We start from the raw sequence: 24,069 nt of genomic DNA on the forward strand, positions 1-24,069 counted from the left end.
GGGTCATGGGCCAGAAGAAGAAGACCGTTGCACTGGATCGGGACAACGGTGTGGCCCCCGGCCTCATCGCGAAGACGAAGAAGCGCCTCGTCGTCGCGGGTGGCCGCTCTCATCCTGAGCTGACCCATGCGGTCGCCGAGGTCCTCGGCACGCAGATGGTCCCCGTCGAGCACCGCACCTTCGCCTCCGGCGAGATCTACTCCCGGTTCGAGGTGTCGATCCGCGGCTGCGACCTCTTCCTGATCCAGACCTTCGGCGAACCGGTCAACGAGTGGCTCATGGAGACGCTCATCATGATCGACGCGGCCAAGCGCGCATCCGCCAAGCGCATCACGGTCGTCGCCCCTTACTACCCGTACTCGCGCCAGGACAAGAAGGGCCGCGGCCGCGAGCCGATCAGCGCCCGCCTGGTCGCCGACCTGCTCAAGACCGCCGGTGCCGACCGCGTCATGAGCGTCGACCTGCACGCCGCGCAGATCCAGGGCTTCTTCGACGGTCCGGTCGACCACCTGTTCGCGAAGCCCGTGCTGCTCGAGCACTTCCGCGCGAACCTCACCGAGGAAGACCGCGAGACCCTCACGATCGTCTCTCCCGACATGGGTCGTGTGCGCGTGGCGGACACGTGGTCCGACAGCCTGAGCGCCCCGCTCGCGATCATCCACAAGCGCCGCGACCCCAAGGTCGCCAACCAGGTGTCCGTCCACGAGATCGTCGGCGCGGTCGAGGGCCGCACCTGCCTGCTCGTCGACGACATGATCGACACCGGCGGCACGATCGTCAAGGCCGCGCAGGCGCTGAAGGCCAACGGTGCACGCCGCGTCATCGTCGCCGCAACGCACGCGATCTTCAGCGATCCCGCCAGCGAGCGCCTGCAGGATGCCTCGATCGACGAGGTCGTCGTCACCGACACCATCCCGCTCACGCAGTCGCGCCGGTGGGAGAACCTGACGGTCCTCCCCATCGCTCCGCTGCTGGCCAGGGCGATCCACGAGGTATTCGAGGACGGGTCCGTGACGAGCATGTTCGGTGGCGACGCCTGAGACACAGCCCGCGCATAGCGGTGGCTCTTAGGCTCGATCCCATGATCAGTCAGGCCGTCTCACCGTCTGTTCGCAAGGGTGCCGCCGTCGCCGGCATCGCGGGAATGCTCGTGCTCGCCGGATGCTCCGGCGCCGCCGACGCCGAGGACCCGCTGGCGGATTCCGGCACGTCCGCCGACTCCGGCTCCGGCGCCGGCTCGTACACCGATGGCACCTACACTGCCGAGGGCTCTTACCAGACGCCCGAGACCGTCGAGCAGATCTCGGTCACCCTCACCCTCGAGGACGGCGTCGTGACCGACGTCGAGGTGACCGGCGACCCGCAGGCCCGCGAGACCGAGCAGTACCAGGGCCAGTTCATCGCCGGCATCGCCGAAGAGGTCGAAGGCCGGCCGATCGACGAGCTCGACGTCAGTCGCGTCGCCGGCTCCTCGCTCACCAGTGGCGGATTCAACGCCGCCGTCGAGGACATCAAGGACCAGGCCGCGGCCTGACATGTCGACGTGGCGGTTCGATGCGATCGGCACGCGCTGGGAGATCGAGACCGTCGAGCCGCTCGAGCCTCAGCGCCGCGCACGTGTCGAAGCGGTGGTCGCCGAGTTCGATGCGACCTGGTCGCGGTTCCGCGACGATTCGGTCGTGAGCCGCCTCGCGCAGTCGGGCGGCACGGTCACGACGCCGGCGAATGCGGTCGCCATGCTCGACGCGTATCGCGAGCTCTCCGCGGCGACCGCCGGTGCCGTGAACCCGCTGGTCGGTGCGAGCCTGAGCGCGCTCGGCTACGACGCCTCGTACTCGCTCAGCGCCGGCGACCCGGTCGGGGCGCCGCAGGACTGGCCGGAGGTCCTCACCTGGGACGCGGACCGAATGAGCCTGGCATCCGCCGCGCTCATCGACATCGGAGCCCTCGGTAAGGGACGGCTCGTCGACCTGGTGGCCGCAGCGCTCGACGATGTCGCCGGCGCCCTCGTCGTGGATGCCGGCGGCGACATGGCCGTGCGCGGCGAGACGCGCGTCGGCCTGGAGCATCCCTTCGACACGACCAAGGCGATCGGCAACGCCAACGTGCGCGATCAGGCGCTGTGCGCGTCTGCGACGAACCGGCGCGCGTGGGGCGACGGCCTCCATCACGTGCTTGACGCCCGTACCGGCATCCCTGTGCGCACCTGGGCGGCCACATGGGCGTTCGCCCCCGATGCGATGCACGCGGATGCCGTCGCCACGGCCCTGTTCTTCGACGGCGGTCCGGCACTGGCAGAGCGGTGGGGAGTCGAGTGGGTGCGGATGAGCACGAACGGCATCGCGGAACGGTCGCCGGACGCGCCAGTGGAGCTGTTCATAGGGAAGAGTTGATGTCGTGACCTCATTCACCTCCATGCGCCAGCGGGTGCTCGCCGTCCTCGGCGCCGTGTCGATGTACCGCCTGGCCCTGTCGAGCCTGGCCATCCTCGCCGGCATCGCGCTGATCCTTTCTCTGTTCGGTCTCGTCGGTCCTTCGCCGCTCGAGCTCGTGGTGTCGTTCGTGGTGCTCGCCGTGGTGATCTCGGCGGTGGATGCTGCGGCACAGCGGCTGCTGCATCTGCCGTGGCGCGTGGAGTCGTCGTTGGTCACCGCCCTGATCCTCCTGTTCGTGATGCGGCCAGGCGTGGACGGCCCTGCTCTGATCGGACTGGCACTCGCCGGCGCCATTGCGAGCATCTCGAAGTACCTCATCGCATGGCGCGGGCGGCATATCTTCAACCCGGCGGCGTTCGGCGCCGCGGTCGTGTCGATCGCAGGTGCGTTCGGCGCTTTCGAGTGGCTCGGGACATCGGCATCCTGGTGGGTCGGGACAGCCGCGATGGCGATCCCGGTCGCCGTGCTGGGCCTTGCCGTGCTGTGGCGCACCGAGAAGGTGCGCGTCGTGCTGGTCTTCCTGTTGATCGCCGTCGGGACCTCGGTGGTGCGTCAGGCAGTGCAGTCGCAGCAGTTCGACATCGAGTTCGCGCTGCCGACGGCGCTCTCATTCGCGGTACTGCAGTCGCCGTTCCTGTTCCTCGGGGTGTTCATGGTCTCGGAGCCGCTGACCAGCCCGCCGCGCCGCTGGCAGCAGTTCTGGGTCGCCGGTGTCGTCGGTGTGCTCGCGGGCTGGCCGATAATGATCGGCGACCTCTTCACGCTGGGCCAGGAGCGGGCGCTGCTGATCGGCAACCTCCTCGCTCTCACGTTCGCGCTCCGCGGATCGGTACGTCTCACGCTCGAGAAGCGCGAGTTCATCACCCCGACCGCACAGGAACTGACGTTCAGGGCCAGGGGCAAGCTGAGATTCCGACCGGGGCAGTACCTCGAGCTCGATGTCCCGCATCACCGGCCCGATGCGCGAGGGACGCGCCGCGAGTTCAGCATCGTCTCGGCGCCGGCTGATCTGCCGACGCTGCGGATCGCGTACAAGAACGGCGATCAGAAGCATCCGTCGTCGTACAAGCGGGCCCTCGCGGCCGCCGAGCCGGGAACCGTGCTCGCCGTCACCGGGACCTGGGGCGACTTCCTGCTGCCGAAGGGCGAGGCGCCTGTGCTCATGGTCGCCGCCGGAATCGGCGTCACGCCCTTCGTGTCGCAGCTGCGTCAGCTGCAGGCCGACGGCGTAAAGCGCGACGTCGTGCTCGTGTATGTGGCATCCGAGGCGTCGGAACTCGCCTTCCGCACCGAGCTGGAGGCGACCGGCGTGCCGACGATCGTGTTCTGCCGCGACCGGCCCGAGAACCTGCCCGCGCACTGGACGTGGGCGCAGGGCGTCCGCCTCGACGCCGCGGGTCTCGAGCGCGTGGTTCCGGACATCGCCGCGCGTCACACGTTCATCTCAGGGCCGCCACGCCTGATCGCCGATCTCGCCCCTGCTCTGCAGAAGGCACACTCGGTCACCACCGACGCGTTCGCCGGGTACTGACGGGGCCGCTCGGGCGCGCACGGCATGTCTCACTTGTGGCTGCTGCGGACCGCCGGTACCCGCCGCGACTGAGACACGCCCGGACAGCGTGTCCCAGTTGTGGGTTGGAGCTGCAGCCGCTCACCACAACTGAGACACGCTTGGAACGGCCGGATCTCTTCAGGGGGGCGACGGTGCGGCGGTGGGCACCGGCGTGATCGGGAACCGGACCGTGAACGTCGTGTCGCCCGGCTCCGACTGCACCGAGATCGTCCCGTGGTGGCCTTCGACGATGGCCTTCGCGATCGCGAGGCCGAGGCCCGTGCCGCCGGTCTGACGTGCGCGCGAGCTGTCGCCGCGGGCGAAGCGCGCGAACAGCTCGTCGCGCACGGCGGGGTCGATGCCGGGGCCGTCATCGTGCACGCGGATGACGGCCTCCTCTTCTTCGCGGGAGACCCGCAACGTGATCCGGGTTCCGGCGGGCGTGTGCGTGCGCGCGTTGGCGAGCAGGTTCGCGACGACCTGATGCAGCCGTCCGGCATCGCCGAGCATCACGACCGGCTCCTCGGGTACATCGATGGCCCATTCGTGATCCGGCGCTGTCGGCCGAGCATCCGAGACCCCCTCGAGGGCGAGCTGCGTGAGATCGACGGTCCCGTGCACGAGCTCCTGGCCCTCATCGAGCCGTGCCAGCAGGAGCAGATCCTCCACCAGCCGGGTCATCCGCAGCGACTGCGCCTGGATGCGCTCCAGCGCGGTCTCGGTGCCGGCGGCGTCCGCTCCCGCCCCCGAGCCCTGAGCCTGCCGAAGGGAGCGCAGCGACAGCTCCGAGTATCCGCGGATGGATGCCAGCGGCGTGCGCAGCTCATGACTGGCGTCCGCGACGAACTTCCGCATCAGCTCCTCGTTGCGCTGACGCGCGGCGAGCGAGTCGTTGACGTGGTCGAGCAGCTTGTTCAGCGATGCCCCCACGATCCCGGTCTCGGTGCGCGGATCCGCCTCCGACTCCGGCACGCGTTCGGTGATCTCCACTTCACCCCGATCGAGGGGCTGGTTGGCGACGCGCGTCGCGGTCCCCGCCACCGCACGCAGCGGGCGCAGACTCAATCTGATCGTGACCGCCGTCGTGAGCGCGAGCAGGATGAGACCGCCGAGCGTCGCGAGCGTGATCACAGTCAGCAGCTGCGCCATCGTGCTCTGGATCTCGTCTCGTGGAAGGCCGGTGACGATCCCGACGCCGTCGCTCTCCTGCACTGTGACCTGGAACGAGCCGAGCTTGTCGAGGGTCACTGCGGTGTTCGGAGCGTGCTGGACGGCCTCGCTCAGCGTGCGAAGCTCGTCGGCGGTGAGGGCCGTCGTGCCATCCGGCGTCACGATGGCCCCGCTGGTGCCGCCCTCGGTCGCGATGGCCAGCAGCAGACCGGGGTAGTGCTGGCCGGCGAGGACGGTCTGGGCCGTGAGGGGTCGGCCGGTGACCGTCAGGTACTGCGCCTGCTTGACCAGCACGGATGTCTGGGCCGAGACCGAGCGCAGCTGATCCTGCAGCCGACCCTCCAGCGCCTGCCCGAGCGTCGCGCTGGTGATCACGGCGACGATGATGAGGATGAGCGACACGAACCCGATGACGGCGGTCATCAGCCGCGTCTGCAGGGTGTGCGGTCGGTGCATCCTCTTCTCGATCACTGCGGCGCCTTGATCATGTATCCGACGCCGCGGACGGTGTGCAGCAGGGGAGTGCGGCCCGCGTCGATCTTCTTGCGCAGGTACGAGATGTACAGCTCCACGACCGACGACTTGCCGCCGAAGTCGTAGCTCCACACCCGATCGAGGATCTGCGCCTTCGACAGCACGCGGCGCTCGTTGCGCATCAGGTAGCGCAGCAGCTCGAACTCGGTCGCGGTCAGCTCGATCTCGGTGCCGTCGCGCTCGACCTCGTGGCTGTCCTCGTTGAGGGTGAGATCGCCGACGCGCAGGATCGACTGGCCGTCGTCGGCCGTCGCGACGCCGGTGCGGCGGATGATCGCGCGCAGGCGTGCGATGACCTCCTCCAGGCTGAACGGCTTGGTGACGTAGTCATCGCCGCCGGCGGTGAGTCCCGCGACGCGGTCGCCGACGGCATCCTTCGCGGTGAGGAACAGCACGGGGACGAGATTGCCGGACTCGCGGAGGCGCCGCAGCACGCTCATCCCGTCGAGGTCGGGCATCATGATGTCGAGCACGAGGGCGTCGGGCTCGAAGTCGCGCGCGACCTGCAGCGCTTCGAGACCAGAGGATGCCGTGCGCACCTCCCAGCCCTCCATGCGAAGCGCCATCGCGAGCAGGTCGGTGAGCATCTGCTCATCGTCGACGGCGAGGATGCGGAGCGCGGATCCATCGGGATGGCGCAGTTCGGGCTGGTCGGAGGTCATGCCTCCATTCTGTGGAATCGTCTATGTGATTTCTATGGAGTGCGCTATGCGTGCCCTGTGAGTCCCGCCGATAGGAATCTCATCACTTCGTCATCTGATGTCCATATCCGCTCTCCATAGCGTCGAGTCGAGTCGCGGATCGTCCCGACCGAAGGAGAGAGATGTACGCAAGATATCTCCGGCGAGAGCTCGCCGGACGCAAGAAGCAGACGGTGATCGTCGCCGTCGGACTCGCGGTGGCGATCGCACTGGTGATCATCGTCAACGCGCTCACCGCGGGAGTGCGCGACGCGCAGGCGCAGGCCCTCGAGTCGGTCTACGGGGTGGGCACGGATCTGACCGTGACGGGAGCGATGGCCGAGCCGGGAGAGGGCGGCGGCCCACGGTTCGAATTCGGCGCGGATGCCGGTGAGGCCGGTGACGACACGACGACTCTGAGCTCGTCGCAGCTGATGACCGAGATGATGCGGGCGACGCTCGACTCGAGCGTGCTCGACGATGTTCTCGCGACCCCCGGCGTCAGCGCAGCGACGGCAGCCCTCAGCCTCACGAACACGACATTCTCCGGCGAACTGCCCACCGGTGGTCTCGGCGGCGACCAGCAGTCGGCAGAGGGAGGAATGTCCGGTGGTGGGCAACCGCCGCAGGGCGGAGCAGACGGCGCCGGCGGCAGCGCATTCGGGCTCGACTCCTTCAGCGTGCTCGGCATCGATGCGGCGGGCTCGGCCATCGGACCACTCGCGTCCGTGGAAGTCTCCGACGGACGCGGCTTCGATTCCGATGACGCTGACGCCCTCGTCGCGCTCGTCGACGGCTCCTACGCGGTGACGGCCGAGATCGCCGTGGGCGACGTGATCGACGTCGCCGGCTCCGACGTCGAGGTCGTCGGCGTCGTGGCATCCACCTCCGACTCCGCCGACACCGCGTCGGACGTGTATCTGCCGCTGCAGACCGCGCAGACTCTCGCCGGCGTCGACGACGTTATCTCGACCGTCTACGTGCAGGCTGAATCCGCGTCGGGCATCGACGCGCTCCAGTCCGACCTCGAAACCGCGCTGCCGGATGCCACGGTCAGCTCGCAGTCCGATCTCGCCTCCACCGTCTCGGGCTCGCTGACCAGCGCGACCTCGATGATCACGAACCTCGGCACCTGGCTGTCGGTCATCGTGCTCGCCGTCGCTCTGCTCATGGCGGTGCTGTTCACGATCTCCGGCGTCTCGCGACGCACTCGCGAGTTCGGCACCCTGAAGGCGATCGGCTGGTCGAATAGCCGGGTCGTTCGCCAGGTGGCTGGCGAGTCCATGGTCCAGGGCCTCATCGGCGGCATCGGCGGCCTGGTGCTCGGCATCATCGGCATCGTCGTGATCAACGTCGTGCACCCCACGATCTCGGCATCGGCATCCGCGTCGCCGTCGATGGACGGCGGGATGCCCGGCGGAGCGGGCGGCCCGGGCGGTGGCCCGACCGGCGGCGGGATGTTCGACACCGCGGCCGCGGCGAGCGACATCGTGCTGAGCGCGCCGTTCACACCGGTGGTGATCCTCGTCGCGGTGGGCATCGCCGTGCTCGGCGGCCTGCTCGCCGGCATGTTCGGCGGATGGCGCGCTGCACGCCTGAGCCCGGCCGAGGCCCTGCGGTCGGTGGCCTGATGAGCAGCGAGACGACACAGGCGAGAGAAGAGAACATGACCACCACTGCAGAGCCGGTCTACCGGCTGTCGGGCGTCACCCGCACCTATACCCAGAAGGACCGCGTCGTCCGCGCCCTGACCGGGATCGACGTCGAGATCGCGCCCGGCGAGTTCGTCACGATCCAGGGCCCTACCGGCGGCGGCAAGTCGACGCTGCTGCAGCTGCTCGGTGCGCTGGACCGTCCGACCGGCGGATCGCTCACGCTGGGAGGCACTGAGCTGGCGACAGCGTCCGACGCCGAGCTGACCCGCCTGCGCGCGGAGGAGATCGGGTTCGTCTTCCAGGGGTTCAACCTGATCCCGACGCTCACGGCCGCGGAGAACGTCGACATGGCGCTGGAGACGACCCGCCTCGACAGGGCCGAGCGACAGGGCCGGGTTGATGAGGCCCTCGCGCACGTCGGGCTCGCCGACCGCGGCGGCCACCTGCCCTCCGAGCTCTCCGGCGGTCAGCAGCAGCGCGTCGCGATAGCCCGCGCGATCGTGAAGCGGCCGAAGGTGCTGCTCGCGGACGAGCCGACCGGCAACCTCGACGAGAGCATGCGCGACGAGATCCTCGTCCTGCTGGAGAGGCTGTGCGCCGAGGGGCTGACGCTGATCGTGGTGACGCACGACTCTGCCGTCGCCCGACGCGCATCACGGCGGCTGCGCCTCGCGAAGGGAGTGGTGACCGACATCACCGCCTGAGGCTGCACACCTCGGTTGCCCCGGTCAGCGTTCCTCGCTGATCGGGGCGTCCCCGTCTCTGTCCCAGATCGTGCTCATCTCGGTGAGCGCCCGCTCCGTGATGGCGACCATCGACTGCGACGCCTTCTCGGCGTTGCCGGTCTGGATCGCCGTCGCGATGTCGACGTGCCACTGCAGCGCCTCGGTGGCCGGATACTTCGGCATCAGGTTGTACTGCGCACGGCCGCGCAGCACTTCCTCGACGAGGTGGTGGAGCTGCTCGAACATCTCGTTACCGCTGAGGCGCAGGATCATCTGATGGAACTGCAGGTCCAGTCGCAGGAACTCCGCCGCGTCGCCCTGCTTGCCGGCAGCCCACAGGCGGCCGGCGAGCCCGACCAGTTCCCCGGCTTCGTTCAGCGGCACCCGGATCGCGGCGAGCCTGGCAGCTGCCGGCTCGATCGCCCCGCGCAGCTCGGTGAGCGAGCGCAGCTGCGCCACACGGCTGGGGCCCGCCAGCCGCCAGCGGATCACCTGCAGGTCGTAGGCGTTCCAGCGGGTCGCCGGCATCACGCGGACGCCGACCCGTCGCTTCGCCTCGATGAGGCCCAGCGCCTCGAGCGCGCGCAGCGCCTCGCGGACGACGGGGCGAGACACATGGAAACGACTCTCGATCGACTCCGTCGTGAAGGTCATCCCCACCGCGATGATGCCGGCGCAGATCTCGCGCCCGAGGGTGTCGAGCACGAGATCGCGCAGATCACGCGCGGGGGTGCGGGCGGGATCGACATCGATGCCCGAAGGGGTGGCCATGGCTTGATCTTATCTTTTAGGTATCACGGGTTGAAAAGTATGACTTGTCATGGCTATCTTGGCCACTGAGCAGATGTAACGCAGCATCTGCGCCAGGAGACCTCGCGATGACGCGACGCTCAGGATGGAGTCACAGTGAAGTACGGATCCAAGACCGCCCGCTTCCTCGCGGCGGCAACCACAGCTGTAGTCGCCGGTGCGCTGGTCAGCTGCAGCGCAGGATCGGAGATCGACCCGGATGAGGGCATCGAGGGCACGACGATCCGCGTCACCCTCGCGAACCACGTCTGGACCGAGACGATCAAGGAGATGATCCCGGAGTTCGAGGAGGAGACCGGCGCCAAGGTCGAGATCTCGCAGCTCGCCGAGGACCAGCTCTCCGACCAGTACAACGTCAAGCTCAACGCGGGAACCGACGAGATCGACGTCCTGATGTACCGCCCGCTGCAGGAGAACAAGCTGTTCGCCAGCAACGGCTACCTCTCCGATCTCACCGAACTGGTCGAGAACGACGAGGAGTTCGACTGGGACGACTTCCAGGACGGCCCCGCCGCCCTGACCACGTACGAGGACGAGGTCGTCGGCGTGCCGATCATCACCGAGCGCACGGTGCTCTACTACCGCAAGGACCTGCTCGAGCAGGCCGGCCTCGAGGTCCCCACGACGCTCGAGGAGCTGGAAGCCGCAGCCGCGACCATCCACGAGCAGAACCCCGACGTCGCCGGCTACATCGGCCGCACCGGCAAGTCCGCCGCGGTCACGCAGTTCAGCGCCTTCCTGTTCAGCTCGGGCGGGGACTTCATCGGCGAGGACGGCACCTCCGTGATCGGCAGCGACGAGGCGCGCGAGGCGTACACGTACTACGGCGACCTCATCCGCAACCACACGGATGCGACCATCAACCCGGAGATGAGCTGGGCAGAGGCCTTCGCGGTCTTCCAGCAGGGCAAGGCCGCCTTCATCGCAGATGCAGACAGCCTCTACAAGAACATGATCGACCCCGAGCAGTCCACGGTCTCCGATCAGGTGGGCTTCGCGGCCTTCCCCGCCGGTGCCGACGGCGCGAAGCCGTACAACGTCGCCGCGTGGGCACTCGCCGTCAACGAGACCAGCGAGAACCAGTCCGCGGCATGGGCGTTCATCAAGTGGGCGACCTCCAAGGCGCAGACCATCGAGATGACCAAGCTCGGCGTCACCGGTGCACGCACCTCCGCGTGGGAGGACGACGCCGCCATCGCCGACTTCCCGACCGAGCTCGTCGAGGCCATCAAGGTCAACGGCGAGAACGGCGTCGGCAAGGACCGCCCGCTCGTGATCGACGTCGCCAAGGCGCGCGAGATCGTCGGCGACCCGATCGTGGTCGCGATCGCCGGCGGAGACGTGGATGCCGCCATCGATGAAGCGAACGCGGCCTTCGACGAGTTCCTCCTCGAGGACTCCGAGTAATCGCCTTCGGGTCGCCGCCGCTCCGTCCCCACGGCGGCGGCGACCCCTCTCGAGGGAAGAACACATGACTGCACTCAAGACCCCCGACGAGCTCAGCACGCGCGAGCGCTTCAGCCGCTGGGCCGACCGGCACCGCAAGTGGCTGTTCGCCGCGCCGTCCATCGCCTTCACCGCACTGCTGCTGGTCATCCCTCTCGCGTGGACGTTGTTCCTGAGCTTCACAGATGCCAGGCGGTCAGTGCGGCGGGACTTCGGCTTCAACGGCGTCGAGAACTACGTCGAAGTGCTCACCGACACCGAGCGGTTCTGGCCGTCGGTGTGGCGCACCTTCGCGTTCACCGGCGGCGCGCTCACGTTCGAACTCATCCTCGGGATGGTGATCGCCCTGTTGCTGTGGAAGCCGTTCCGCGGCCAGGGCATCGTCCGCACGATCGTGCTGCTTCCGCTCGTGGCGACGCCGGTCGCCGTCGGAATGATGTGGCGGCTGCTTTTCGAGCCGAACATCGGCTTCGTCAACGAGATGCTGTCCTGGGTCGGCATCCCGCCCCAGCCCTGGCTGGCAGACCCGTCCACGTCGCTGGCGACGCTGACCTTCGTCGACATCTGGCAGTGGACGCCCATGGTGGCCCTGATCCTGCTGGCGGGCCTCACCAGCCTCTCCGAGGAGCCGCAGGAGGCCGCACGGGTCGACGGAGCGAACGGATGGCAGCGCTTCTGGTACATCACTGTGCCGCTGATGCGCCCCGTGATCATCGCCGCCGTGCTCCTGCGCGGCATCGACGCGCTGAAGACGTTCGACATCCTCTACGCGACCAAGGGCAAGGGCGGCGGCGCGTTCCACGACGTCGAGACGCTGAACGTCTACGCCTACGGCCTGAGCTTCGACTACAACGAGTACGGCCTCGCCTCGGCCGTGCTGATCCTCTTCTTCCTGATCATCCTCGCCGTGATCTGGGTCCTGCAGATGCAGAGAAAGGGCAAGGACTCATGACCGCCCTCGACACCCGCGCGACCGTCGCGCCGAAGCCCGCGCCCGTGACCCGCCGCAGGCGGAAGATCCGCTGGGGAACGGTCGGCCGGTTCGTCGGGCTCGCGCTGATCGTGCTCGCCTTCCTCGGACCGATCGTCTGGATGGTGCTGGCCAGCTTCAAGCACAACGTGCAGATCCACGACGCCAGCAAGGCGTTCATCTTCGATCCGACGCTGACCAACTACGGCACGGTGTTCGACCCGCGCCGCGGGAACTACCTCGTCTACATCTGGAACTCGTTCTTCGTCGCGTTCATGGCGACCGCCCTCTCGCTCGTACTCGCGGTACCCGCCGCGTACGCGATGAGCCGGTTCATCATGAACAAGTCCGCGATGGTGGTGCTGCTGGCCCGCATCATCCCCGGTGTGAGCCTGCTGGTGCCGTGGTATTTCATCTTCGCCCAGCTGAAGATGACCGGCGGATACCTTCCGCTGGTGCTCTCGCACATGTTCGTCTCGCTGCCGCTGATCCTGTACATCATGATGTCGTTCTTCGACCAGATGCCCGAAGAACTGGAGGAGTCCGCGCAAGTGGACGGCCTGACCGCGATCGGGGCGTTCTTCCGGATCACGCTGCCGCTGTCGGTGCCCGGCATCGCGACGGCCACGATCCTGTCGTTCATCTTCTCGTGGAACAACTTCATGTTCGCGCTCGTGCTCTCCAGCGCCGCCACCAAGACCCTTCCGGTGGCGATCTTCGACTTCATCGGATATGCCTCGATCGACTGGGGTGCGCTTATGGCGGCATCCGTCGTCGTGACGACCCCGATCATGCTGATCGCGCTGTTCACGCAGCGCTACATCGTCTCGGGTCTCACCGCCGGCGCGACGAAGGGCTGAGCGTTGACCGTACGATCGCTGATCACCCGAGTCGAATCCTTCCCCGTCGCGCCGCGCTGGCTGTTCGTGCGGATCGAGACCGACGACGGTCTCGTCGGCTGGGGCGAGGCGTCGCTCGAGGGGTACGCCGATGTCGTCCGCGCCGCCGTCGATCAGTTCTCCGCATATCTGGTCGGACGCGATCCAGGCCCGATCGAGGACCACTGGCAGGTGCTCACCAAGAGCCAGTTCTACCGCGGCGGCGCTGTGCTCGCGAGTGCCGTGTCGGGGATCGATCAGGCGCTGTGGGATCTCAAGGGCAGGCGCCTTGGGGTGCCGGTGCACGATCTGCTCGGTGGGCCGGTGCGCGACCGCATCCGCGCCTACGGCTGGGTGGGCGGGGACGACCCCGCCGAGGTCGCCGACCACATCTCTGCGCAGATCGAGACCGGCCTGACAGCCGTGAAGATGAACGCTTCGGGGCGCATGAACCTCAACGGCTCTGTCGCCGAGCTCGACGGCGTCGTCTCACGGGTCGCCAGCGCCCGCGAGGTGCTCGGCCCCGACCGCGACGTCGCGGTCGACCTGCACGGACGGTTCACCGTGGCCACCGCCCGCCGGCTCGCGCCGATGCTGGAGCCGCTGCATCCGTTCTTCATCGAGGAACCGGTCGTCCCCGAGAACACGCACATGATAGGGCGGGTGGCGGATGCCACGTCCATCCCGATCGCGGCGGGGGAGCGGCTGTACAGCAGGCAGGAGTTCCTGCCTGCGCTGCAGGCGGGGGTGTCGATCGTCCAGCCCGACCTCTCGCACGCAGGCGGGATCTCGGAGGTGCGGCGGATCGCCTCGCTCGCCGAGACCTTCGACGCTCTGCTCGCCCCGCACTGCCCGCTGGGCCCGCTCGCGCTCGCGGCATGCCTGCAGATCGCATTCGCGACGCCGAATCACCTCATCCAGGAGCAGTCGATCGGCATCCACTACAACGCCGGCGCCGAGGTTCTCGACTATGTCGTCGACAAGGCCCCGCTGGCATTCGAGAACGGCTGCTTCCCGCTGCTCACAGGGCCGGGGCTCGGGATCGAGATCGACGAGAAGGCGGTGCGCGAGGCCTCGGCGCGCTGGGAGAGATGGCAGAATCCGGTCTGGCGGCACGCAGACGGATCCATGGCCGAATGGTGAGCGGGATGGTGATCAGATGACGACAGTGGACGATGCGCAGCTGCGCGAGCGGGTCGGCGCCGATCGGCTGGTGGCGATCCTCCGCGGGACCGACGTCGACGCGACGGTGACCGCCGCGCGCACCCTAATCGGCGCCGGCGTGACGACGCTCGAGATCACGCTCACACTCCAGGATGCCGAAGAGGCGATCGCGCAGATCACGGCGGACGCCCCGGCAGAGGCTCTGATCGGTGCGGGCACCGTCCTCACCGCGGCGGACGTCGACCGGGCGGTGGACGCCGGGGCGCAGTTCATCGTGACGCCCACGCTCACGGCATCCGTCGAGTACGCGATCGGGCAGGGGATCGGAGTGCTCCCCGGTGTCTACACGCCCACCGAGATCCAGCGCGGGCTCGACCTAGGGGCAGCGGCGGTCAAGCTGTTCCCGGCATCCGCGCTCGGACCGGGATTCATCCGCGCCGTACGCGATCCGTTCCCGGGCGCCCGCATCATCCCGGTCGGCGGCGTCGGGCTCGAGACGATCCCGGGCTTCCTCGACGCGGGAGCCTTCGGCTTCGGGGTCGGGGGTCCGCTGGTGGGCGATGCGGCTCGCCCCGGGGGAGATCTGCGCGCACTGGCGGAGCGCGCCGCGGCGTTCCGTGATGCCGTCCGGGCGACGTCATGACGGCCGAGACGCGGACGATGCCCGCCGTCATCAAGGCCGGTGACGGCGTCGCGGGCATCGAGATCGGTACGGCCCAGGTGCCCGAGGCGGGCTCGGGCCAGGCGGTCGTCGACGTCCTCGCGACCGGCATCTGCGGCACCGACGTGCACATCGCGCATGACGAGTACGCGCACGAGCGCCCTGTCGTCATGGGGCACGAGGTGCTGGGCGTCGTCTCGTCCGTCGGATCGGCCGAGGACGCCGGGTGGGTGGGCGCGAAGGTCGCGGTCGAGACGTACTTCTCGGCGTGCGAGACGTGTGACCTGTGCCGTGCCGGCCGCCGGAACCTGTGCGCCGACCGTCGCTCGATCGGCTCGTTCCGCGACGGCGGATTCGCGGCGCAGATGCTGGTTCCGGTGGGCAACCTGCACCGGATGCCGGCGACGCCGGGCGAGCTGGACGGAGTCCTGAGCGAGCCCTTGGCATGCGTCGCGCACTGTCTGCTCGACCCGCCCGTCGTGCAGCCGGGAGACCGCGTGCTGGTCACGGGACCGGGAGCGATGGGGCAGCTGTCCGCCCAGGTCGCGAAGGCATCGGGAGGGCTCGTGACCCTCGCCGGACTCCCCGCGGATTCGTCTCGGCTCGCGGTGGCCGAGGGTCTCGGCATCCGCACCACGACCGAGCCGCCGGAAGAGGACTTCTACGACATCGTCATCGAGTGCTCGGGCTCTGCACCGGGGGCCGCCGCGGCCCTGCGGGCAGCGCGACGTGGAGCGAGATACGTCCAGGTCGGGATCTTCGGCCGCGATGTCACCCTGCCGATCGACCTGGTGCTCTACAAAGAGCTGACCGTGACGAGCGGCTTCGCATCCACGCCGACGTCGTGGCGCGCCGCGATGCGGCTCATCGAGTCGGGCGACGTCGTCCTGACGCCGCTGATCACCAAGCGGGTGCCGCTGACAGGATTCTTCGACGCGCTGGATGCCGCGACAAGGGGCGAGGGGCTGAAGACCGTCGTGGTCCCCGGGCGCAGACCCTGAGAATTGCCTTGCCGCGTGAGAATGGCTCTGCCAGCGCCATTCTGAGCAGGCAAGGCAATTCTCACGGCGTGGCTGAATGTCAGATGCGGGGTTTAGCGTTCTTCGCATGAGCGATGACATCGTCACGACCCGCCCCACCACCGCCGCCGAGGTCGCCGACCTCGTTCGGCGCGCACAGCGCGAATCCCTCACCATCACCGTCGTCGCCGGCGGACACGGCCCCTGGTCGCAGGCCCGGGAACCAGGAATGCGGATCGAACTCGGTGCCCTCTCCGACATCGAGATCGAGGGCCTGGCACTCGACGGCGACGACGCCGTCGTGCACATCGGAGGCGGCGCAGTCTGGGGTGATGTCGCTGCGACTCTCGCCGACGACGGACTTGCGATCAGCTCCGGCGACACGGCATCCGTCGGCGTCGGCGGACTCACCCTCGGCGGAGGCATCGGCTGGATGGTCCGGTCCTGGGGCCTCGCGGCCGACCAACTGGTCGGCGCGCAGGTCGTGACCGCGACCGGCGACATCGTCGAGGTCTCCGCCGACGAGAACCCCGATCTGTTCTGGGCGCTGCGCGGCGGCGGCGGCAACTTCGGCATCGTGACGCGCTTCGACTTCCGGGCGCATCCGATCAACGGCATCGCATTCGGCGAGCACGTGATCGACGAGGACGCGGGCGGCGTGATGCGCGCCATGCGCGACCTGATGCACGATGCTCCGCGCGAGTTGACCGTGACGTACATGGACGTGCCGCCGATGGACCCGAGCGCTCCGGCCGGCGCACGCATCAGCGCGGTCTGGGCGGACGCCGACCCCGAGCGCCTGCGACAGGTCATGGCGCCGGTGGCCGACCTCGACGGCGTCGTCGCCGAATACACGACGCCGGTGTACCGAGACATCCTCCTGGAGATGCCCGAGCCGCCCGAGGGCGCGGAGGCGCCTCCCGGATTCATCGGCGGCAACGGACTGTTCGCCGAGCTCGACGACGACCTCATCGACCGGCTCGTCGCGTTTCGAGAGGCCTACCCGGCGTCGGTGGTGTTCCTGCGTTCGCTCGGCGGCGCCTACGGCGATGTGCCGCAGGAGAGCGCGGCATTCCCCGCCCGCGAGGCGAACTGGTTCGTCATGGCCGGCGGTTTCGACATCCCGGGCGTGATCGACGACGCCGCCCGCGCGGCGATCCGTGCGGACTGGGAACGCATGCAGGCGGGGAGGCTCGCCGAGTACGGCAACTTCGCAGACACCGAGCGCCCGGATGCCGTGCCCGGCATGTTCACTCCGCAGGCGCACGAGCGGCTCCGGACGATCAAGGCGAAGTGGGATCCGCAGAACGTGTTCCGCCGCAACCACAACATCGCCGTCTGACGCAGTGAGGGCCGCCCTTCGACAGGCTCAGGGACCGATCGCTGAGCCTGTCGAAGTGTCGGTGTCAGTGCGTGTCGACGGCTTCGATCTCGGTGCGGTCACCCGACCACAGCGTGTGGAAGGTGCCCTCCTTGTCGACGCGCTTGTAGGTGTGCGCTCCGAAGAAGTCGCGCTGCCCCTGGACGAGGGCGGCGGGCAGGCGGTCGGCGCGGATGCCGTCGTAGTAAGACAGCGACGAGCTGAACGCGGGGGAGGGGATGCCGGCGTTCGCGGCGGCGACGACGACGCGGCGCCATGCGGCCTGGGCGCGGGTGATGGCCTCTGCGAAGTACGGGGCGGTCATCAGCACGGGCAGGTCGGCCTCGGCGGCGTAGGCGTCCGCGATGCGGTTGAGGAACTGGGCGCGGATGATGCATCCGGCGCGCCAGATCTTCGACACGGCGCCGAGGTCGATGTTCCAGTCGTACTCGGCGGCACCGGCGCGGATCTCGTCGAAGCCCTGCGAGTAGGCGACGATCTTCGAGGCGTACAGGGCGAGGCGGACGTCCTCGATGAACGCGTCGACATCGTCGACTGAGAAGGCGTCGTCAGGGCCGGGGAGGCCCGCGGCGACGGCACGCTGCTCCGGGTGGCTGGAGAGCGAGCGGGCGAAGGTGGCCTCGGCGATGCCGGAGACCGGGACGCCGAGCGACAGGGCGGTCTGCACGGTCCACGCGCCGGTGCCCTTGGCTCCGGCCTGGTCGAGGATGACGTCGACGAGGGGCTTGCCGGTCTCGGCATCCACCTGGCGGAGCACCTCGGCGGTGATCTCGATCAGGTACGACTCCAGCTCGCCCTTGTTCCACTCGGCGAAGATGTCGGCGATCTCGGCCGGGGTCTTGCCCGTGCCGCGGCGGATGAGGTCGTAGGCCTCGGCGATGAGCTGCATGTCGGCGTACTCGATGCCGTTGTGGACCATCTTCACGAAGTGGCCGGCGCCGTCGTGGCCGATGTGCGTCACGCACGGCTCGCCCTCGGCGACAGCGGCGATGGACTTCAGGATCGGTCCGAGGGTGACCCAGGACTCGTCCGAGCCGCCCGGCATGATCGAGGGGCCCAGCAGAGCGCCCTCCTCACCGCCGGAGATGCCGGCGCCGACGAAGTTGATGCCGGTCTCGCGGACGGCCTTCTCGCGGCGGATCGTGTCGGGGAAGTAGGCATTGCCGCCGTCGACGATGATGTCACCGGGCTCGAACACCCGAACGAGCTCGTCGATCACGGCATCCGTTCCCGCGCCGGCCTTGACCATGATGATCGCGGTGCGCGGCTTCTGCAGGCTCGCAGCGAACTCCTTGTAAGTCGACGCCGGGACGAACTCCGCTTCGGGGTGCTCATCGAGCAGCGTCTGCGTCTTCTCGTAGCTCCGGTTGAAGATCGCCACCGTGTTGCCCTCGCGGCTGGCGAGGTTGCGGGCGAGATTCGAACCCATGACAGCGAGTCCGACGACTCCGATGTTCGCTGATGTTTCGGGCACAGACAGCTCCTCGATCGTGAAGTGGGGGAAGGCCTTCAGGGTATCGCTGCGAACGACAGCGAGATGCACCGGGGCGACCGGATGCCGGGAATTGCCGCCTCGGGGTCAGTCCTTGCGGTAGCCCGTGCGTCCCATCGAGAAGAGCGCACCGATGGTGAAGACCGTGGCGCACACGGTCATGGCGCCGATCAGCCAGAAGATGGCGTGCGAGAGGAAAGCGCCGTCGAACATGCCGGACTCCGATTTCTGAGGGGGACGAGGACTGTGTTTCAGCCTATCTGGTCATCGGGTACGATAGAGGAGTTCCTCGGCGAGGGATGCTTCGCGTGCGCGGCATCCGTAATCGACGCGGCGAATACAGCCCCGTGGCTCTTTCGCACGTCTGCGTCGGGAAGCCGATCACAAGACCACCACGCGGCGAGCAGTTCGCCGCGTGCCCCGAAGGAGAATCAATGTCTGAGGACACCAAGGTCCACGCCGAGGTCCGCGAGCAGTTCGGCAAGGGCTTCGCCCGTCGCCTGCGCGCTGCCGGCAAGATCCCCGCCGTCATCTACGGTCACGGCACCGAGCCCGTGCACGTCGCACTGCCCGGCCACCAGGTCTCGCTCATCATCCGCCGCGCCAACGCGCTGCTCGAGCTCGACATCGACGGCAAGGACCAGCTCGCACTCGTCAAGGACGTCCAGAAGGACCCGGTGCGCCAGATCATCGAGCACATCGACCTTCTCGTCGTGAAGAAGGGCGAGAAGATCCAGGTCGACGTTCCCGTCATCGTCACGGGCGAGCCGTTCGCCGGCACCGTCGCCAACCTCGACGCGACGTCGATCACCGTCGAGGTCGAGGCCACGCACATCCCGGAGCACGTCGAGGTCTCCGTCGAGGGCCTGGAAGAGGGCCAGCACATCACGGCCGCCGACGTGAAGCTGCCCAAGGGCGCAACGCTTCTCGCCGACCCCGAGACCCTCATCGTCGCGGTCTACGTGCCGACCGAAGAGGCCGCCGCTGAGCCCGAGGAAGGCGCCGAGGCCGCTGAGGGCGAGGCTGCCGAGGCTCCGGCCGAAGAGGCTGCTGCAGAGTAATCACCTGCTTTCTGCAGAGGGGACGCGAGAGCATCGCGTCCCCTCTGTCGTATCCTGACCTGTCCCAACGGACGTCGAGAGATGAGAGCCCATGGCCGACACTTGGCTGATCGTGGGGCTGGGAAATCCTGGCCCCCGGTACGAGACGACCCGTCACAACGTCGGCCAGATGGTCGTCGATGAGCTCGCCGGGCGTCGCGGCGAGACCTTCCGTGAGCACAAGGGCGGCGCACGCGTCGTCGAGACCTGGCTGCGGCCGGGCGCGGACAAGATCGTCCTCGCCAAGCCGAACTCGTTCATGAACGTCTCCGGCACCCCGGTGGCGGCGCTGGCGCGCTTCTACTCCGTGCCTCCGGAGCGCACGGTGATCATCCACGACGAACTGGACATTCCGTTCGACGTTCTCAAGCTCAAGACCGGCGGCGGACACGGCGGCCACAACGGCGTGCGAGACGTCGCCCGTGCCATCGGAACTGCGGACTTCCCACGCGTGCGCGTCGGCATCGGCCGCCCGCCGGGGCGGCAGGACCCGGCCGACTGGGTGCTCTCGCCCTTCGGCAAGACCGAACGGGAGACCCTCCCTGTGCTGGTGTCGGATGCCGCGGATGCCGTCGAGCTCCTCGTCGCCGAGGGGCTCCTCGCCGCACAGCAGAAGCATCACGCGCCGCGCTGAGCGGGCGCGTCGACCAATCGCGCGGGTCAGGCCCCGTACGGCGAGACCGCGCCAGTCCCGGCGCCGACCCCCAATGCGATTCCGAACACGAGGAAGAAGAGCACAGGGCCCAGTATCGCCAGGACGAGGGCGATGACTCCCCACACGCGCCCTCGGCGCTTCGCGATGGCGACGATGCCGAGAACGATGGCGGCGATGCCCGTGAGCGTTCCCACCCAGAAGCCGATCTCACCCAGCAGGACCTGATCGCGGACGGGGGAGAAGATCGACAGGTCCGACGTCGCCGCACTGACGTCGGCGGCGACCGATGGCAAGCGGAACCCCATCTCGTAGCCGGCGATGCCTGCGATGATCGGTGCGACCACGACGGCGACCAGCGAGAGCACGAAGGACAGGATGCCGAGCATCGCCGACCGCGGCGCGGGTGCCTGAACGGGCGCCTGATATGCCCCCTGAGGCGTGCTGTAGCCACCCACCGGCGCCGTGTACGCACCCGGAGGCGTCTGGTACGAAGGCGCGGGAGGAACCGGCGGCGCCGATCCGTAGGGCGAGGGCGGCGGAAGCTGCGGATCTGTCACGCACCCATCCTATGGCGCGTGACAGAAGCGCTCAGACGCGGCGGAGCAGCCCGACCTTGTCGTAGACGTCGGAGAGCGTCGCATCCGCGACGGCATCTGCGCGAGCAGCGTTCACCGCGAGGATGCGGTCGAGCTCTGCCGGGTCGTCGAGCAGCTCAAGGGCGCGACCCCGCACCGGCTCGAACTCGGAGACGACGACCTCGGCCAGGCCCTTCTTGAAGTCGCCGTAGCCGCGGCCGGCGTACTCGTCTTCGATCGACGCGACCTGGCGGCCGCTGAGGGCTGCGTAGATCGTGAGAAGGTTCGAGACGCCGGGCTTGTTCTCCCGGTCGAAGCGCACAGACCCCTCATTGTCCGTCACAGCCCGCATGATCTTCTTTGCCGACTTCGACGGGTCATCCAGCATCCACAGGACACCGGCATCGCTCTCGGCGGACTTGGACATCTTCGACGTGGGGTTCTGCAGGTCGTAGATCCGTGCGGTGTCCTTCTGGATGACCGGCATCGGCACCACGAAGGCCTCCCCGAACCGTGAGTTGAATCGCTCTGCGAGGTCACGGGTGAGCTCGACGTGCTGCTTCTGATCGTCGCCGACCGGCACGACATCGCTCTGGTAGAGCAGGATGTCGGCGGCCATCAGCACCGGGTAGGTGAACAGGCCGACGCTCGTGGCGTCCTGCCCGTAGCGTGCCGACTTGTCCTTGAACTGCGTCATGCGTCCGGCCTCGCCGAACCCGGTGATGGTGGAGAGGATCCACGCGAGCTCGGCGTGCGCGCGCACGTGGGACTGAACGTACAGGGTCGACTTCGACGGCTCGATGCCCGCGGCGATGTACTGTGCGGCGGTGCGACGGGTCTTCTCGCGCAGCTCCTTGGGGTCCTGGGCGACCGTCAGCGCGTGCAGATCGACGACTGAGAAGAACGCGTCGTAAGAACCCTGCAGATCACGCCACTGCAGGAGTGCGCCGATGTAGTTGCCGATCTGAAGCGAGTCGGCGGATGGCTGCATTCCTGAGTAAAGGCGAGGTTTCGTCACGTCTCAATCCTATGGCGTCGTATGCCCGCGCCTTCGACGCAGTGGGCGTGGGGATCAGTACGTGTAGTCCACGATCACCGGAGCGTGGTCGCTCCACCGCTCGGCGTAGCTGGCCGCTCGCGCGACGCGATAGTCCTGTGCGCGCTCCGCGAGCGGGGGAGTGGCCAGGTGATAGTCGATCCGCCAGCCGGTGTCGTTGTCGAACGCCTGCCCGCGCATCGACCACCATGTGTAGGGGCCGTCGACCTCGCCGTGGAACCGGCGCCCGACGTCGACCCAGCCGAGCCCCGTGCCGATCGTGCCGTCCACGCCGGTCACCTCGGCGCCGGCATCCCCGAGGAAGCGATCGAAGTATGAGCGCTCGCGCGGAAGGAACCCGGCCTTCTTGCGGTTGCCGCGCCAGTTCTTGATGTCGAACTCACGATGACCGACGTTGAGATCGCCGGTGACGAGGGCGAGAGCGCCGTCGTGACTCAGCTCGGCGAGCCGGATGCCGAAGGCGTCGAGGAACTTCCACTTCTCATCCTGCTTGGGGGTATCGGCCTCGCCGCTGTGCACGTACGCGCTCACCACCGTGAGCGGGCGGTCTCCGATCAGGAAGTCGCCCTCGATCCAGCGCCCCTTCGAGTCGAAGTCGTCGGCCCCGAAGGTCGTGCGCGACTCGAGCGCGGGCGTGCGGCTCGCGATGGCGACGCCCGCGCGTCCTTTGGCGGTCGCCTCGTCGTGAACGATGGACCACCCGGGCAGCGCGGCCTCGAGATGCTCGTCCTGCCCTCGAACCTCCTGGAGCGTCAGGATGTCGATGTCGGCGGCGTCGAGCCACCCGCTCATCCCGTTGCGGGCCGCCGCCCTGATCCCGTTGACATTGACCGAGGCGATACGCAGATGAGGCATTCCTCCAGCCTACTGAGGGCCCCGGACATCGCCGCGTGAGCGCAGGAACTCCGAGAGCATCCGCTGCGCCCCGGACGGCACCGGTGCCGCGGTCTGCGGGGGATCGGCAAGGAGTTCGTCTAGCTCGGCCGAAGCTCTGCGCACCGCGCGCGCGGTGCCGAGGCTCCGATACCAGGGGGCATCGCGCCGTGCCCGTCGAGCATCACGCAGACGGACGCGTGCCGCCGTCAGCAGCGCCTGATACTCGGCCGCGATGCGCTCCGACTCCGTCTCCTGGAGCAGCGGAAGATCCCGATCCTGCGCCGACACGGCGATCCAGGCTGCGGCGACCAACATCACGACGCCGGTGACGCGGAACCACAGCAGCAGTCCGACGAAGATCGCAAACGTCGCCAGCAGGGGATTGGTGGGAGTGTAGCTGAGCAGGAAACCGGCTCCGTACTGCAGCACCGTCATGGCGCCGCCGCCGAGAAGCGCGCCCGGCCAGATCGTGCGCCAGCGCAGCGACGTGCCCGTGAGGAAGCGAACCATCGCCGCCAGCGCGCCGGAGAGCAGAACGAAGGAGATGAGCACGGTTCCGAGACGGATGAGGAGGTTCAGCGTCGAGGATCCGGCATCCCAATTGAGCAGGTCGAGCAGCCACTGCAGCACGGCGGCACTCGCGTAGCTGAGCGCCGAACCTGCCAGGAGCGCCACGCCGAACAGGAACGCCGCGACCAGGTCCCGTGCCTTCAGCAGTACGTAGTTGCGGCGATCCGGCGGCAGCCCGAACATGTCCCGCACGGCGCGGCGCGAGAAGGTGACCCACCCGATCGCCGTCCAGATCACGGCGCCGAGGGCGATCGCGCCGGTCACGCCCAGCACACCCGTGGTGCCTGCGGCGATCTCGTGCGCCTGAGCGGGGGTGACGAACTTGCTGTCGTCGGTGATCAGGTCGGGGATGTAGCTGTTGATGACGCCGATCAGCGCGTCGACGGCCTCGGTGCTGCCGCCCACCCAGAGACCAGCGATCGCGAACGCCAGATAGATCGCCGCGAAGATCGCGAAGAGGGCCTGGTAGCTGACCCCGGCGGCGAGGAGGAAGCCGTTGTTCTGCAGGAAGTGCCGCCACACGCGCACTGGGAACAGGCCGAGCGTCCGTCGCGTGATCGCGGTGGCTCGCACGACCGCGGCATCCAGCCGGCCGGCCTCGGAAGCACCGGCCTCAGAATCAGACACGCCCCCACCCTATTGCAGGGCGGGGGCGTGCGAGGGA

General features: G+C 68.3%; 24 protein-coding genes. 15 read left to right on the top strand and 9 right to left on the bottom strand.

What is annotated here, in order from left to right; all coding sequences use genetic code 11:
- Positions 1-5 precede the first annotated feature (5 nt).
- The 4 genes from MAE01_RS11535 to MAE01_RS11550 are packed head-to-tail and all read left to right on the top strand — an operon-like array spanning position 6 to position 3,966.
- Entirely contained in the window at positions 6-1,040 is a 1,035-nt protein-coding gene (locus MAE01_RS11535; protein ID WP_147039704.1) for a ribose-phosphate diphosphokinase, read from the top strand.
- A 41-nt stretch (positions 1,041-1,081) separates the two neighbouring features.
- Positions 1,082-1,534 carry an FMN-binding protein gene (locus tag MAE01_RS11540; RefSeq protein ID WP_147039705.1) on the top strand — a complete coding sequence of 151 codons (453 nt, stop codon included), beginning with the start codon at positions 1,082-1,084 and terminating at the stop codon, positions 1,532-1,534.
- A 1-nt stretch (position 1,535) separates the two neighbouring features.
- Positions 1,536-2,393: an FAD:protein FMN transferase gene (locus MAE01_RS11545; protein WP_147039706.1), complete on the top strand. Its 858-nt coding sequence runs from the start codon at positions 1,536-1,538 to the stop codon at positions 2,391-2,393.
- 22 nt (positions 2,394-2,415) lie between these two features.
- Entirely contained in the window at positions 2,416-3,966 is a 1,551-nt protein-coding gene (locus MAE01_RS11550) for an FAD-dependent oxidoreductase (protein WP_147039748.1), read from the top strand.
- A 159-nt stretch (positions 3,967-4,125) separates the two neighbouring features.
- Here the strand turns inward: MAE01_RS11550 and MAE01_RS11555 are convergent, their stop codons facing one another.
- Positions 4,126-5,613, bottom strand: a complete 1,488-nt coding sequence (locus MAE01_RS11555; RefSeq protein ID WP_147039749.1) for a sensor histidine kinase — start codon at positions 5,611-5,613, stop codon at positions 4,126-4,128.
- 11 nt (positions 5,614-5,624) lie between these two features.
- Positions 5,625-6,353 carry a response regulator transcription factor gene (locus MAE01_RS11560; RefSeq protein WP_147039707.1) on the bottom strand — a complete coding sequence of 243 codons (729 nt, stop codon included), beginning with the start codon at positions 6,351-6,353 and terminating at the stop codon, positions 5,625-5,627.
- Positions 6,354-6,514: 161 nt separating this feature from the next.
- Here MAE01_RS11560 and MAE01_RS11565 point away from each other — a divergent pair, with 161 nt between their 5' ends.
- Together MAE01_RS11565 and MAE01_RS11570 are read left to right on the top strand one after the other, a co-directional pair.
- Positions 6,515-8,002 (top strand): ABC transporter permease, encoded by a 1,488-nt coding sequence (locus MAE01_RS11565; protein WP_147039708.1) that lies wholly within the window; start codon positions 6,515-6,517, stop codon positions 8,000-8,002.
- Positions 8,003-8,037: 35 nt separating this feature from the next.
- Positions 8,038-8,730 (top strand): ABC transporter ATP-binding protein, encoded by a 693-nt coding sequence (locus tag MAE01_RS11570; RefSeq protein WP_147039709.1) that lies wholly within the window; start codon positions 8,038-8,040, stop codon positions 8,728-8,730.
- Between the two features lie 24 nt (positions 8,731-8,754).
- On the opposite strand, the gene MAE01_RS11575 is transcribed toward MAE01_RS11570, so the two are convergent.
- On the bottom strand, positions 8,755-9,522 hold the full coding sequence (locus MAE01_RS11575) for a FadR/GntR family transcriptional regulator (RefSeq protein ID WP_147039710.1): 768 nt from the start codon (positions 9,520-9,522) through the stop codon (positions 8,755-8,757).
- A 135-nt stretch (positions 9,523-9,657) separates the two neighbouring features.
- Here MAE01_RS11575 and MAE01_RS11580 point away from each other — a divergent pair, with 135 nt between their 5' ends.
- From MAE01_RS11580 to MAE01_RS11610, 7 genes are all read left to right on the top strand, one after another.
- Positions 9,658-10,968 carry an ABC transporter substrate-binding protein gene (locus MAE01_RS11580; protein WP_147039711.1) on the top strand — a complete coding sequence of 437 codons (1,311 nt, stop codon included), beginning with the start codon at positions 9,658-9,660 and terminating at the stop codon, positions 10,966-10,968.
- 64 nt (positions 10,969-11,032) lie between these two features.
- Positions 11,033-11,959 (top strand): carbohydrate ABC transporter permease, encoded by a 927-nt coding sequence (locus tag MAE01_RS11585; protein ID WP_147039712.1) that lies wholly within the window; start codon positions 11,033-11,035, stop codon positions 11,957-11,959.
- A complete protein-coding gene (locus tag MAE01_RS11590) occupies positions 11,956-12,837 on the top strand; it encodes a carbohydrate ABC transporter permease (protein ID WP_147039713.1) in 882 nt (293 codons plus the stop codon). Before MAE01_RS11585 ends, MAE01_RS11590 begins: the two co-directional genes overlap by 4 nt.
- 3 nt (positions 12,838-12,840) lie before the next feature.
- Positions 12,841-13,998 (top strand): galactonate dehydratase, encoded by a 1,158-nt coding sequence (dgoD, locus tag MAE01_RS11595; RefSeq protein ID WP_186806223.1) that lies wholly within the window; start codon positions 12,841-12,843, stop codon positions 13,996-13,998.
- Between the two features lie 16 nt (positions 13,999-14,014).
- Positions 14,015-14,662, top strand: coding sequence for a bifunctional 4-hydroxy-2-oxoglutarate aldolase/2-dehydro-3-deoxy-phosphogluconate aldolase (locus MAE01_RS11600; protein ID WP_147039714.1), 648 nt, complete (start codon positions 14,015-14,017; stop codon positions 14,660-14,662).
- 17 nt (positions 14,663-14,679) lie between these two features.
- Positions 14,680-15,681: a zinc-dependent alcohol dehydrogenase gene (locus MAE01_RS11605; RefSeq protein ID WP_147039715.1), complete on the top strand. Its 1,002-nt coding sequence runs from the start codon at positions 14,680-14,682 to the stop codon at positions 15,679-15,681.
- 106 nt (positions 15,682-15,787) lie between these two features.
- Entirely contained in the window at positions 15,788-17,041 is a 1,254-nt protein-coding gene (locus MAE01_RS11610; RefSeq protein ID WP_147039716.1) for an FAD-binding oxidoreductase, read from the top strand.
- A 64-nt stretch (positions 17,042-17,105) separates the two neighbouring features.
- Here the strand turns inward: MAE01_RS11610 and gnd are convergent, their stop codons facing one another.
- Positions 17,106-18,554 (bottom strand): NADP-dependent phosphogluconate dehydrogenase, encoded by a 1,449-nt coding sequence (gene gnd / locus MAE01_RS11615; RefSeq protein ID WP_147039717.1) that lies wholly within the window; start codon positions 18,552-18,554, stop codon positions 17,106-17,108.
- Between the two features lie 105 nt (positions 18,555-18,659).
- Positions 18,660-18,785: a hypothetical protein gene (locus MAE01_RS16250; protein ID WP_267901866.1), complete on the bottom strand. Its 126-nt coding sequence runs from the start codon at positions 18,783-18,785 to the stop codon at positions 18,660-18,662.
- A 221-nt stretch (positions 18,786-19,006) separates the two neighbouring features.
- On the opposite strand from MAE01_RS16250, the gene MAE01_RS11620 reads away from it, so the two are divergent.
- Together MAE01_RS11620 and pth are read left to right on the top strand one after the other, a co-directional pair.
- Positions 19,007-19,633, top strand: coding sequence for a 50S ribosomal protein L25/general stress protein Ctc (locus MAE01_RS11620; RefSeq protein ID WP_147039718.1), 627 nt, complete (start codon positions 19,007-19,009; stop codon positions 19,631-19,633).
- Between the two features lie 91 nt (positions 19,634-19,724).
- On the top strand, positions 19,725-20,306 hold the full coding sequence (gene pth, locus MAE01_RS11625) for an aminoacyl-tRNA hydrolase (protein ID WP_147039719.1): 582 nt from the start codon (positions 19,725-19,727) through the stop codon (positions 20,304-20,306).
- 26 nt (positions 20,307-20,332) lie between these two features.
- Here pth and MAE01_RS11630 read toward each other — a convergent pair whose 3' ends face one another.
- From MAE01_RS11630 to MAE01_RS11645, 4 genes are read right to left on the bottom strand one after another with little or no spacing between them, the layout of a single operon-like run.
- Complete coding sequence (locus tag MAE01_RS11630; RefSeq protein WP_147039720.1) at positions 20,333-20,884, bottom strand: hypothetical protein; 552 nt, start codon at positions 20,882-20,884, stop codon at positions 20,333-20,335.
- A 31-nt stretch (positions 20,885-20,915) separates the two neighbouring features.
- Complete coding sequence (gene trpS / locus MAE01_RS11635; protein WP_147039721.1) at positions 20,916-21,920, bottom strand: tryptophan--tRNA ligase; 1,005 nt, start codon at positions 21,918-21,920, stop codon at positions 20,916-20,918.
- Positions 21,921-21,974: 54 nt separating this feature from the next.
- Positions 21,975-22,814, bottom strand: coding sequence for an exodeoxyribonuclease III (locus MAE01_RS11640; protein ID WP_147039722.1), 840 nt, complete (start codon positions 22,812-22,814; stop codon positions 21,975-21,977).
- Positions 22,815-22,823: 9 nt separating this feature from the next.
- Entirely contained in the window at positions 22,824-24,032 is a 1,209-nt protein-coding gene (locus MAE01_RS11645; RefSeq protein WP_147039723.1) for a YihY/virulence factor BrkB family protein, read from the bottom strand.
- Between the last annotated feature and the right edge of the window lie 37 nt (positions 24,033-24,069).

Source organism: Microbacterium aerolatum (genome assembly GCF_007988825.1).
Taxonomy (GTDB): domain Bacteria; phylum Actinomycetota; class Actinomycetes; order Actinomycetales; family Microbacteriaceae; genus Microbacterium; species Microbacterium aerolatum.